Source organism: Solitalea koreensis, assembly GCF_900182575.1.
Classification (GTDB): Bacteria; Bacteroidota; Bacteroidia; order Sphingobacteriales; family Sphingobacteriaceae; genus Solitalea; species Solitalea koreensis.
Genome location: NZ_FXSZ01000001.1, coordinates 608,536 through 621,179 on the forward strand (window position 1 = coordinate 608,536; position 12,644 = coordinate 621,179).

Consider the following 12,644-nt stretch of genomic DNA (forward strand, 5'->3'; position numbering starts at 1 on the left):
AGATCTGAATATTTACTTAAAACTCAGGCCTAAAGCCTTGCTGCCTACTTTTTAGCGGAATCAGACGGAGTAACCGAAGGTGCTGCAGGAAGCGTTTGGTTTTGCATAGGAACCGGAGTTTTGTCAATTTGCTCTTGAATAATTGATTCAGTTGCTGATTCTCCACGTGGAATAAAGAAATTGATTGAAAGGCTAATTACCAACAAGCTAATTGCTAAAGCCCAAGTAGCTTTTTCAAGGAAATCGTTTGTTTTTTGCACACCCAGCATCTGTGAGCTTCCACCAAAAGCAGAACTTAAACCACCTCCTTTAGGGTTTTGAATTAATACAATAAGGATTAAAAGTACTGCTACTAAAATTGCTAAGATCACTAATGCCGTATACATCGTTGTAAAAAGAAAGTTTTAAAATTATGATAATAGTTTATTTGATTTTGTCTGTTAAACTTGGCCAAGTTGCCTAAGTTTCTCAATTTGAGTCGCAAAGTAAAGTTTTTTTTCCGGAAATTTCAAACTTAATTTTTCATACACAATAATTGCTTTTTCGTATAAATGTTGATCAGAATAAACCTTTGCCATGGTTTCCGTCACCAAACTCATATCATCTTCGGTATGTTTTTCAGCTTTGTCTTCGAATGAAATTTCGTTCAATTGAACTGCCCTTATAGTAGGTTCTTCCCGAATAAACTTTTCTATCAATCGATCTTCTTTTTTAGAAAGATCAAACTCGACTATCACTTTATCCTCAAGCTCGTTAAATGTTGAAACGTGCAGTGCATTTTCAATAAAGCCTTTGGTGAAATTTTGAGTGACCACCTTTTTTATAGGCTCAGTTATGACTTGCTGTGCATTGGCAGGTTCTTGCAATTGCCTGATTCTTCTTAACCAAAAGGTAAAAGTGTGAGGAAGATGGTCATCAATATTCAAAGCAACCCCTGTTGCCAATGGATTAAACTTAATTAATTCATTCGAACCTTCAACCGGCTCTTCAATTGCTGAAATTGGATCATTGCTTTCTTCAATATCAATGTCTACCACTTCCAGCTGATGCGCCAAAGTAAAAGCTCCAAAATCAGATGCCGAATCATCTTCAATACTTACAATATCATCTGTTTCTTCACTAAAAGTATCTTCCTCCGCATCCTCTTTCAAAGGATTTTCAGCCTCCAATTGGGCCATTTTATTACGAAAGTTTGCTGCAAACGTATTAAAAGGTGCTTCTTCCACAGCCGGAACTTTCGCCACAACCTCCTCTTCAAACTCAGGCTGAGGATAGATAAATTCATATAAAGCCTCCCGATTACTGGCATAAGCGGCAGCTATACCTTGAGCGACAGGATAATTAATAACACTATTTTGATTGCGATATGACTTAGCGAGTAAAAAATGTAAAGTTGCGCAATACGAATACTTTGCAATTGCTTGTTTCAAATCACTATCGGCACTAAAATTTTGCCGTCGAGCCTCGTTGAGGTATTTATGAAATAATTCCTTGTTCATTATTACCAATTTGAAAATGCTCTGTTAAAAATATCGTCGATCAACTCATCTGTGATAGATTGGATTAATTGCGATTGCACTGAAGCTAGTGATTGATTTTTAGGAAAATCAGCAAAGCGCGAAAAACTTTGATCAAAGCTTAACTTATCATCCTTGGTATTGGTAAATTTCACCTGTACTGTAATGGTTAATCTAGTTTGATTAGCTTGCCCTCGGTTTTGATCACCACCTGAAGCAATAGCTACAGGCGCTACATTATACTGGGTAATCGTTCCTTCAAAATTCACATCTCCAATCGGACGCAGAAGATCCAAAGGAGTAGAACGAAGTATTTTACCTTTAAGCGCTTCGGTAAAGGTTTGGCTAAGACTTGGTACCACCAAAGGCGCCTTGTTTTCAAAAAACTGCACAGAAAACGTTTTTACCGACACCGGAATTGAGGCTCCTGTAAAAGTATAACATGAGTTTAACAGAAAACTACACGCGATGAACAAAATACTGATGACTAATCTTTTCATTAAACCAATCTGCCGATTACCGGACCGTTAATTTATAAATTTAATTCTTTAATTTTTCTGTAGAGTGTACGTTCCGAAATCCCCAATTCCTCGGCTGCATACTTACGCTTACCTTTATGCTTTTTGAGGGCCTTTTTAATAAGATCTGCTTCCTGGTCATTGAGTGAAAGCGACTCTTCTATCTCTTCAGCAACATGTAATGGATGATATTGCGATGGTGCCGGATTCGTATTTATTGGCTGAAGATTAAAACTAGGCGTTGACTCTTGATCCTCAATGGTATGATGATGAACGTCGCTATATAACTTCGTTACCAATTGCGGGTTCATCTGAACCACACTATTCACTCCTTCAGGATTTTGAATGATTTCAACCACTAACTTTTTAAGGTCAGTAAGATCTTTCTTCATATCAAATAAAACCTTATAAAGAATATCACGCTCAGAAAAATCACTTTCCTTTGAACGATCATTAATACGCATTGGTAAGTTAGACATGGTAGCTTCCACCGGAATATACTGCATGATGGTTTGCCCGTTTACTTCTCTGTTTTTTTCGAGAACGGCTATTTGCTCGGCTACATTTCTTAATTGGCGCACGTTACCCGGCCAAGAATAATTCTCCAAAATTTGCCGAGCATCTTCTGTAAGTTGAAGCGAAGGGCTTCTGTACTTCTCGCTAAAATCAGCAATAAACTTGCGGAACAAAAGGTAGATATCCTCTTTACGCTCTCGCAAGGAAGGGATGCGAAGGGGAACTGTATTTAATCGGTAATAAAGATCTTCACGGAAACGGCCGTTTTGCACAGCTTCAAATACATCGACATTGGTTGCTGCAACAATACGGACATCGGTTTTTTGTACTTTTGATGATCCCACACGGAGATACTCACCCGATTCCAGGATACGCAGCAAACGTGCCTGAGTACCAAAAGGCAGCTCAGCAACTTCATCCAAAAATATAGTACCACCGTTAACCACTTCAAAATAACCTTTGCGATCGTCGACAGCATTGGTAAATGAGCCTTTTACGTGTCCGAAAAGTTCTGAATCAACGGTACCTTCAGGAATCGCTCCACAGTTTACTGCTATAAATGGACCGTGTTTGCGGGCACTGAGATTATGTATAATATGAGAAAACGCTTCCTTTCCGGAACCACTTTCACCGGTTACCAGCACTGAAATATCGGTTGGTGATACCTGACGAGCAATATCTATCGCCCGATTTAAAAGTGGTGAATTACCGATAATCCCGAAACGTTGTTTTATTTCTTGTACATCCATAATAGAGAAGCAAGAGTTAAGAATCAAGAGCAAAGATTAGTCGCTTTTGATTTTCTTAATGCTAAATATTTTATAATTAATTTTCACGATCATGAATTCTCATTCATAATCTTTTCACGAAAACTATATATCATTTTCTGTATTCAATCACCAATGGTAATGATTTAGTTCTTTATTACCGTAACCTCTTCTTTCAGAAATAAGAAGTTGAGTTTCCAGTTCAAAAGTACAAGTCAATGAAGTTGAAAGGAACTCTGCAAATTGCAACTTATTACGTTTACCGGAACCTTCCGCAATATTAGAAGGAATTAAACAAGAAGACAACGTCTGTTAAATCCATTGACTTTTGCCAAATAACTAATTGTTTAAAATTATGAGGCATAGCCCTCCATATATCATCTTGATTCTTATGTCTTACTTCTAGTAGCTCTAAACTATTCTCCCAATCAAGGTTGCACTGGTGCATCGTTCAACCAGTACATTCACGTAATCTCCTGGTTTTATGCCTTCTACTACGGGGAAAATCACCATCGCATTATAATCGTTTCTTCCGCATAAATCCTTATCTGATTTCTTTGAGAAACCTTCAACCAATACTTTCTGCACTTTTCCTAATTGCTGCTCAAGTTCGGCTCTAGAACTTTGTTGTTGTTTGGCAATGATTTCGTTTAAACGACGGCCTTTAACTTCATCCGGAACATCGTCTTTCAGTTTCTTAGCGGCAGGAGTACCCGGACGTTCTGAATACGTAAACATGTAAGCATAGCTAAAGCTAGCATAGTCCATCAACGACAAGGTATCCTGATGCTCTTCTTCTGTTTCCGTACAGAAACCGGAGATAATATCAGTAGAAACTGCGCAGTCAGGAATAATGCGACGAATCGCGTCCAGCCTGTCAATATACCATTCGCGCGTATAAGTACGATTCATTAATTCCAGAATGCGGCTGTTACCCGATTGAACCGGCAAATGAATATAATTGCAAATATTTTCGTGTTTGGCGATCGTGTACAACACTTCGTCAGTGATATCTTTAGGATGAGAGGTGGAGAAACGTACACGAATGTCAGGATTCACTAAAGCCACTCGCTCTAATAAACCGGCAAAATTTACAAATTCTGATCCATCCTCACTCGTCCACTTATAGGAGTCAACGTTTTGGCCAAGCAGAGTTACTTCTTTGTAGCCATTTTCGCTAAGCTCAGTTACTTCTTTAACAATAGAATGAGGGTCACGGCTGCGTTCACGACCACGCGTAAAAGGCACAACACAGAATGAACACATGTTATCACAACCACGCATGATAGATACAAAAGCCGAAATGCCATTGCTGGTTAATCGCACCGGACTAATATCAGCATAGGTTTCTTCACGTGATAGAAGCACATTAACTGCCTTATTCCCATCATCCACACTGCCGATAAGATTTGGCAAATCGCGATAAGCATCCGGACCAACTACAATATCCACCAACTTCTCTTCTTCCAAAAATTTAGCTTTCAAGCGTTCGGCCATACAGCCCAACACTCCGATTATAAGATCAGGCTTACGGGTCTTAGCTGCCGAGAATTCTTTCAATCGATTTCTAACTCGTTGTTCAGCATTTTCACGAATTGAACAAGTATTGATAAAAATAACATCCGCCTCTTTATAATGACCAGTCGTGGTAAAACCCATCTCCATCATAATAGAAGCTACGATTTCCGAATCAGCAAAGTTCATTTGGCAACCGTAACTTTCAATGTAAAGTTTACGGCTATTGCTTACGTTTTTATCGTTTTCCAACACTAACGCCTCGCCTTGTCGAGCCTCATCGTGTTCTTTCAAAGTTATCTCCGGATTAAACATTCCCATCTAAAATTAAGATCGCAAAGGTAATAATTTAGACGGATAAATGACAGATTGGCAGAGTTAAAAGAGAAATAAGAAGTAAGGCATAAGAATACAGACCTTTTCTTTCTTTATTTATAGCAACTTATTTTTCAATTCTTTAAACTTTTAACTTTATACTTATTACTTAAAACTTTTACAGTATATTTCAGTACAAACAGCTCTGTATGGATGTTTTCCGAAAAATCTTAAAATGGGCCTTAGTCATCCTGATTGTGCTGTCACTGATCTGCACTATTATTGGTTTTTTTCTGTCCCGCCAATACAGACCCATATTGGCAAAAACACTTAAAAAAGCAGTTCTCTCCTCGAGCAAAGGTCTTTATCATCTCGAATTTGAAGATCTGGATATTCGTCCTCTATTAGGAAAGGTAAGTTTGTTAAACGTAAAACTCATTGCCGACACGAATGTGTACAAGCAACTCCAAAGAGAAGAAAATGCCCCCCAAACCATTTATACTATTAAAATTGAGTTCATTCAAATTCGTGGCATCAACCAGTGGAACTATTTCCAAAATAAAACGCTGGCTATTGAAAATATAATTATTCATCGGCCTCATGTTAAAATTCTCAAAAACCAACTAGTAGTACAGAAAAAAAATCACATCAAAAAAGACCTATACGACATCATTTCACCAATATTCAAAGAAACAGTAGTTAGTTCAATTAAGGCAACTGAGGGAAGCGTATTTTACGAATTAATTAACACTAAAAGCCAAAAATCATATTTAAAAGCTAATAATTTTTCGCTCCTTGTTGATGGGCTTCGCCTCAACAAACCTTCAGAAGAGGACACCTCTCGTTTATTCTATTCAGATAATATTCGTTTTATTGTTAATCATTATCAATTACGTCTTCCCGATAGTTTAAACACCATAAAATTCGATCAACTGCAGCTTTCCACGCAGGATTCCTCCATCCTGGTAACCAATTTTAACCTGCAACCCCGGTTTGAGCAATACCTGTACGCAAAGGCTGCAGGAAAGCAAACCGATCGTTTGGATTTAAAAATTGACAGCTCGAATGTTCGGGGCATTCATTTCAGAACCTTATTATTTGATGAAAAATTAATAATTGAGCAAGCCGATTTTTCAGGTTTACAATTATATGCCTTCAGAGATAAACGAGTGCCAATGAAAAATGAAAAAGCTAAGGTCTTAGTTCATGAGCTGTTAAAAAACACCACTTTTCCAATTTTAGTGCAGTATGCTACGATTCGGAATAGTAGAGTAGACTATGAAGAATTTGCACCCAAAGGTATATCGCCGGGAACCATTTTCTTCTCTTCCTTAAATGCGCAGTTTAAAAACATTACTAACAATGAATCGGCCGAGCAAAAGAATATGCTGGTTAATGTTTCATCCTATTTTATGGGTGTTGGTGAATTAAAAACAGAGTTTATTTTCCCGATCTCCAAATCAGATCATACATTTAGGGTAACAGGAAGCTTAGGCCGTATGGACCTTAGGGTAGTGAACAAAGCAGTTGAGTCATTAGCGATGGTAAAATTAAAAACCGGCAGGGTAAACCATTTAGATTTTGACATTAAGGCTAACAACATACGCTCTTCTATTAAAATGAAGTTTTTGTATTCCAACCTTGTAGTAACTGTTTTAGATCCTGAAACGGGTGAAAAGAAAGGATTGGCTTCCACGCTTTTAAACGCCTTGATTCTTGACAGCGATAACCCCTTAACCGGGAAAGCACCTCGAAAAGCAAATGCTACATTTGCCAGGAATCAACAAAAACAAATTTTCAATTTTTTGTGGAAGACTCTTTATCAAGGGATAAAGCGATCAATTGGGATTGATCAAGAAGATGAAAACAAACTCAAAAAATTAAGTGATAAATATGCCAAAAAGAGCCGGCAAAAAAATAAGACGGAAAGAAAAAGGGAACAAAAATTAAAAAGAGCTCAGTATGATTTATAGCTATTTTGATTTACACTTTCGCTTTTCTGACAGCACAACAGACAGCTATTTATAAGAAAAGACCCGAGTCCTCGGGTCTTTTCTTTTCTACAGCAGACGTTATTTTAAGACAAAAGATATAAGAGGCTACTCACCAATTACACTTTAAAAACCCAACCACGAGTGTCGGCTTTTTTACCGGTTTTAATATCATCGAGTTCACGATAAACCTTATTCGAAAAGTCACGACCTGCAACTTCAGGTAAAATATACTTTTTATCCTTGTAAGTAATTTCAGCAATCTGGCTTACTACCGCAGCAGTACCTACTCCAAACGCTTCGGTTAAACGATTTTCTTCAATTGCCTTTATTACTTCAGCAACTGAAACTTTACGTTCTTCTACGTTCATTCCCCAATCGCGGGCAACGGTAAGTACGCTATCGCGCGTAATACCTTTCAAAATAGTGTCTTTTGCAGGTGGAGTAACCAAAACACCGTCGATAACAAACATCACGTTCATTACACCCGATTCTTCAATATACTCATGTTCGCTGGCATCGGTCCAAATTACCTGGTCGAAGCCTTGTTGCTGAGCCAATTGAGTAGGGTACATAGAAGCGCCATAATTTGCAGCAGCTTTGGCAAAGCCAATACCTCCTTCGCACGAACGTGAATATTCGGTTTCAAACTTCACTTTTACCGGCTGACTGTAATAAGCACCTACCGGGCAAGTGAAAATGATAAATTTATAGGTTTGTGAAGGACGAACACCAATAAACTCGTCGGTTGCAAACATAAACGGACGAATGTAAAGAGCAAAGCCCTCTTCCTTAGGAATCCAGTTCTTATCTACATCAATTAATTGGGCCAAACCTTTCATAAAGATTTCTTCAGGCACTTCCGGCATACACATGCGCTTAGCCGAAATATTGAAGCGCTCAAAGTTAGCCTCAGGTCTAAACACAACCGGTTCTCCCTGCTGATTTCTGTAAGCTTTTAATCCTTCAAAAATAGCCTGTCCATAATGTAGAGCCGCCAACGATGGTTCAAATGAAATAGGTTGATAAGGACCAATTTTTACATTTTTCCATTCTCCATCACTGTATTCAGCAACCAACATATGGTCAGAAAATACTTTCCCGAAAGGCAAATTGGTAAAATCTACTTCTTCAATTTTCGATTTTACAATTTTTTCAACTTCAAAGTTCAATGTTTCGAGCATATTATTTAAAATTATTTATGATCTGCAAGATTACGTAATTTTTACGACTAATACTAAAACGAATAAACTAACAGGCTTATAAACAGGCGCTCTCACGACAAAAGCTGTTTGTTTTTCAATGAATTTATGATCCAAATACATTATTTTCAACCCATCCTTTTCCCCAGTTATCTAACTCTTCAGGCATCCAGAGTTCCGGGTAAAAAATGAGGCGTTGGAAACGCGGTGGCAAATACTTTTGCCAGTTAGTACCGCCTGTGGCCTTAATATCTTCCGGATCTTTTTGCATGTAGCGCACTGCAGAGCGGTAATGCATCAATTTCCAGTTCACGTTTACATGAGTATCGAAATTTCGCAATTCAGCCTCTAAAGCCTCAACATTTTCGCCTTGAGCTTTTAAACGTTCATAGCACTTCCAAAAGTTATTTTCTTTGCATGCTTTTGCCAGCTTAATAAACTGATCGGAGTATTTGGCTTCAAATTGCTTAAGTGTAAGCGTTTTCTTGCCACTGGAAAGCTCCGTCGCTCCCTGTTTCCAATACAATTGCTCGTAAATTTCTTCGATTGAAGCATCTTTAAGTGCTTCCCGCTTTTCAACCGGAACTAAGGTTAGGAAATCGGAAGCATAAATCTCAATCATGCGATATTGACCCGACTGGAAACCACTGGCAGGCAATAACGACATACGGAAGCTGAGGAATTGTTCTTTATCCATTCCGTCTACCATTACATCAAACGAATCGATTAGGGTTTCAAAGTAACGATTAACGCGTTTGATACGGCTTAAGAAAAAAGTAGTTGTTAAAGCAGGATGTTGTGCTATTTGCTCGCATTCATGTATAATCAAACGAAGGTATAACTCTGTGATTTGATGATACATGATAAAGATTTTCTCATCAGGAAAGGGCGTACGAGGATTTTGCAAACTCAGCAAAGTATCCAGATGTATGTAATCCCAATAAGTCAAAAAATCGGCATGAAGCAAGCCGTCGAGATACGAAACCATGTCTTGTCCCATAGCATCGTATTTCTTTTGCAACTTCTCAAGCCTGTCGATTATTTCAGGAGTAAGTTCCATATGGTTATAAGTGTTGAAGATTGGTATCTTCTTCAAAAGTAGTTTTTTGAGCGGTAATGCAACACTATTCGATTGCAATTTTTTATAATTATTTGACAAGAAACAGCCTTGTGCCACCTTTAAGATTTATGCCGAAAATTTAATTAACAATCTTATTTTTATGGCCATGAGCATTCCAGAGAAAGTGCGACGCATTTATCATTCGACAGAGCTAATTCCTTTACTTCTTTTCAGCTTGAAATGGCTCTTTATCGCGAGCATTATTGGCCTGCTCTCAGGTGCAGCATCCGCCATATTCCTTATTTTGCTGGATTGGGCAACTAATTACCGCGAACTCAACAATTGGATTATTGCGCTATTGCCAATAGCTGGTTTGGCGATAGGTTATACTTATTACAGCTATGGCTCAGATGTGGTAAAAGGCAACAATCAGCTGCTCGAAGAAATTCATAGTCCAAAGCAAATGGTTCCGCTTAAAATGGCACCTCTTGTTTTATGCTCAACCATCATTACACATTTATTTGGAGGATCAGCTGGACGCGAGGGTACAGCGGTTCAAATGGGAGGATCAATCGCCGATCAGTTTACCAAGATTTTTAATTTACACGACAGAGATCGTAAGTTATTATTGATTAGCGGCATGAGCGCCGGTTTTGCTTCAGTATTTGGAACCCCCTTAGCAGGATTAGTATTTGGGTTAGAAGTTTTTTTAGCGGGCGGTACACGTTACACCGCTATATTACCCGCCTTATTTGCCGCTCTAATAGCCGATTGGACCTGCCGTTCACTGGGCGTTGTGCATACGGTTTATCATATTCCATTTATTCCGAAGTTTACTCCAATTACCATGTTATACGCCGTTGTTGCAGGTTTATTTTTTGGATTAACCGCAAGAGCATTTTCCGTAATTATGCACTGGTTTCAGCATCAGTTTGCACGCTTTGTCAAAACGCCTTACCTGCGCCCTTTTTTCGGAGGAATTATCATTGCTGCACTTTTTTATTTTATCGGAACCCGCTATGCCGGCTTAGGCATTCCTCTTATCAAACAGGCTTTTGTTGAGCCATTGCCTTATTATGATTTCATATTGAAACTGCTCTTTACAGCATTTACATTAGGCTGTGGGTTTAAAGGCGGCGAAGTAACCCCCTTGTTTTTTATCGGCGCGACCTTAGGAAACATTCTCACGTTTTTTATTCCTTTACCTTTATCATTATTGGCTGGCATGGGATTCGTTGCCGTTTTTGCCGGCGCATCTAACACGCCTATTGCCTGCACATTGATGGGACTCGAGCTTTTCGGAATTGAGAGCGGCCTTTTTATAGCCATTGCCTGTATTGTCGCCTATATTTTCTCCGGTCATTCCGGAATTTACGGCTCACAAATTATTGAAATACCGAAACATGCTTTATTTGGAAGGCATTCAGGAAAATCGATTCAAGGAATTAGAGAAGAAAGGTCGAACGTGTGACAAGGACGAGAGTTGCTGTATTAATCTCTTTTTAATTTACATCCTTGCTTGCTTCACCCAATAATGAACTTTCCTTTTTGTGTTGCAAATGACTCAACACTTTTAAGAATCCATTGTCCGATTTTTCGTCAATAGCAATGAGGTTCATATCGGCCATGGTTTTGAGCAGCTTAACTGCACTATCATCTAGTATTTTAACTCTCAGTATCTTCATTCTTAAATTTAATCAATTTAGCGCACAAAAACATCTTTTACAGATCATTAGAAAGAATATATAAAACAAAAAATCATATCTGAACTATAGCAAATGTGATTTTTGATAAGAATTTATAATTAACAATGCGTTAATCTGATTTGGCGCTAGAGGGTGTCAGGATGGAGAGATTTTGATAATTATTGAAAAAATCAATGCTTAGTTTTTAATTAGGTTGGCGTTGAAAAAAGTTAAACTTTCCCAGTTACATTATGTTTGATTGCCAATTCTGGAATAAAACCAAGCTGAAACGGTCAAAATAAGATAAAGAAAAAGAATGGCGAGCATTTGTTCCCAATTGTTCTTAAACTCATACCATAAAATCAAGACAGCTCCGATTCCTAAACCGACGATTGATATAATGGTCAGCAAAGAAGATGACGCTGTTTGTTTGCGAATTTTATAATTAGCAATCGCCATTAAGAGCGAAACCAGCAAAAAGGTAATGCTCCCAAATTCCAAAATCAAGCGTAACCCGCCAATAACAATTAAGAAACTTGCGATGGAAGCCATCGTCATAATCGCATTTTGAGGAATATTTTTGTGTCGTTTTGAAAGAAAAAACGGCAAAAATGAATCGGATGCTATTACAGCCATTTGCCTTGAAGAGCCGAATAAGGTGCCACTAATTGCACTACTCGTTGCCAAAAGAGCTCCGATGATTACGAGATCATTTCCTAATTTACCCATCACCTTTCCTGTTCCTGCGGCCAGCGCATACTCTTTATTCATTATTATCTGATTAATTGGAATTGCAAATAATGCTCCGATGGAAATGATGACATAGATAAGGATAACCAAGATGATAGACGAATAAATTGCTCTGGGGATATTTTTTTGAGGGTTTGACATTTCATTAACTGCATTAATTACTAATTGAAACCCTTCATAGGCAACAAAAGTAACTGAGGCAACGATAAGAATATTCAGCACAGAAGCTTTCTCAGCATCTGCAACTATCATTTCAGAGAATCGAACAAAATTGCCGTCACCGTATGAAATCAAAAAGAAAGAAATAGCAACAAGAACAATTAATTTTGAATACACCATTAGGTCTTCCAGCTTCCCCATACCTTTTACACTCCAAACATTAATAAAGGTAAAAAAGCCTATTACCGAAATTGCTATTAGTTTTCTGATCCAGACATTATTTGCAAAACCAGAATCACTAATTACGTATGACGAAAATGTATAAGCATATAATGCCAAAGTGCTGATGTAGCCAAAAATTACCAGCCACCCAATAACGGCTGCTGAAAAAGGAGATTTTGGATAAGTCTTTTTGTAGAATGAATATGTTGCTCCTTCATCTTTATAATAAACCCCAAGTTGCACATACGAATAGGCGGCAAGAGCTGCTATTAGTCCGCCAATTATGATTGCAACAGGAGTGAGATTTCCTATCATCGAAACAGAAATGCCAAGTACGCTAAAAATCCCTCCCCCCACCATTCCACCTACTGCAATTGCAATGAGTTCAATAAGTCCGAGATTCTTTTTTCGCTCAACTAGCATCTCA

General features: G+C 38.2%; 12 protein-coding genes. 2 read left to right on the top strand and 10 right to left on the bottom strand.

Annotation, left to right across the window (positions count from 1 at the left end; translation table 11 throughout):
• Positions 1 to 44: 44 nt before the first annotated feature.
• The 6 genes from secG to miaB all read right to left on the bottom strand — a co-directional run bounded on the left by secG (position 45) and on the right by miaB (position 5,148).
• On the bottom strand, positions 45 to 386 hold the full coding sequence (secG, locus tag FN756_RS02675) for a preprotein translocase subunit SecG (RefSeq protein WP_142601222.1): 342 nt from the start codon (positions 384 to 386) through the stop codon (positions 45 to 47).
• 54 nt (positions 387 to 440) lie between these two features.
• Positions 441 to 1,499, bottom strand: coding sequence for a hypothetical protein (locus FN756_RS02680; protein WP_142601224.1), 1,059 nt, complete (start codon positions 1,497 to 1,499; stop codon positions 441 to 443).
• Between the two features lie 2 nt (positions 1,500 to 1,501).
• A complete protein-coding gene (locus FN756_RS02685) occupies positions 1,502 to 2,017 on the bottom strand; it encodes an LptE family protein (protein WP_142601225.1) in 516 nt (171 codons plus the stop codon).
• 32 nt (positions 2,018 to 2,049) lie between these two features.
• Positions 2,050 to 3,300, bottom strand: a complete 1,251-nt coding sequence (locus FN756_RS02690) for a sigma-54 interaction domain-containing protein (RefSeq protein ID WP_142601227.1) — start codon at positions 3,298 to 3,300, stop codon at positions 2,050 to 2,052.
• A gap of 147 nt (positions 3,301 to 3,447) precedes the next feature.
• Positions 3,448 to 3,624 (bottom strand): four helix bundle protein, encoded by a 177-nt coding sequence (locus FN756_RS14740; protein WP_142601229.1) that lies wholly within the window; start codon positions 3,622 to 3,624, stop codon positions 3,448 to 3,450.
• Positions 3,625 to 3,729: 105 nt separating this feature from the next.
• On the bottom strand, positions 3,730 to 5,148 hold the full coding sequence (gene miaB / locus FN756_RS02700) for a tRNA (N6-isopentenyl adenosine(37)-C2)-methylthiotransferase MiaB (RefSeq protein WP_142601230.1): 1,419 nt from the start codon (positions 5,146 to 5,148) through the stop codon (positions 3,730 to 3,732).
• Between the two features lie 317 nt (positions 5,149 to 5,465).
• Here miaB and FN756_RS02705 point away from each other — a divergent pair, with 317 nt between their 5' ends.
• On the top strand, positions 5,466 to 7,121 hold the full coding sequence (locus tag FN756_RS02705) for a hypothetical protein (protein ID WP_185955160.1): 1,656 nt from the start codon (positions 5,466 to 5,468) through the stop codon (positions 7,119 to 7,121).
• Between the two features lie 137 nt (positions 7,122 to 7,258).
• Here the strand turns inward: FN756_RS02705 and FN756_RS02710 are convergent, their stop codons facing one another.
• Both FN756_RS02710 and FN756_RS02715 read right to left on the bottom strand, forming a co-directional pair.
• Positions 7,259 to 8,323 carry a branched-chain amino acid aminotransferase gene (locus tag FN756_RS02710; protein ID WP_142601233.1) on the bottom strand — a complete coding sequence of 355 codons (1,065 nt, stop codon included), beginning with the start codon at positions 8,321 to 8,323 and terminating at the stop codon, positions 7,259 to 7,261.
• A gap of 124 nt (positions 8,324 to 8,447) precedes the next feature.
• Positions 8,448 to 9,437 carry a tryptophan 2,3-dioxygenase family protein gene (locus FN756_RS02715; protein ID WP_246085401.1) on the bottom strand — a complete coding sequence of 330 codons (990 nt, stop codon included), beginning with the start codon at positions 9,435 to 9,437 and terminating at the stop codon, positions 8,448 to 8,450.
• A 130-nt stretch (positions 9,438 to 9,567) separates the two neighbouring features.
• Here FN756_RS02715 and FN756_RS02720 point away from each other — a divergent pair, with 130 nt between their 5' ends.
• The gene (locus tag FN756_RS02720; protein ID WP_142601235.1) at positions 9,568 to 10,872 is read left to right on the top strand and encodes a voltage-gated chloride channel family protein; all 1,305 of its coding nucleotides are present in this window, start codon (positions 9,568 to 9,570) and stop codon (positions 10,870 to 10,872) included.
• 31 nt (positions 10,873 to 10,903) lie between these two features.
• On the opposite strand, the gene FN756_RS02725 is transcribed toward FN756_RS02720, so the two are convergent.
• Entirely contained in the window at positions 10,904 to 11,086 is a 183-nt protein-coding gene (locus tag FN756_RS02725) for a hypothetical protein (RefSeq protein WP_142601237.1), read from the bottom strand.
• Between the two features lie 249 nt (positions 11,087 to 11,335).
• The gene (locus FN756_RS02730; RefSeq protein WP_142601238.1) at positions 11,336 to 12,640 is read right to left on the bottom strand and encodes an APC family permease; all 1,305 of its coding nucleotides are present in this window, start codon (positions 12,638 to 12,640) and stop codon (positions 11,336 to 11,338) included.
• Positions 12,641 to 12,644 lie beyond the last annotated feature (4 nt).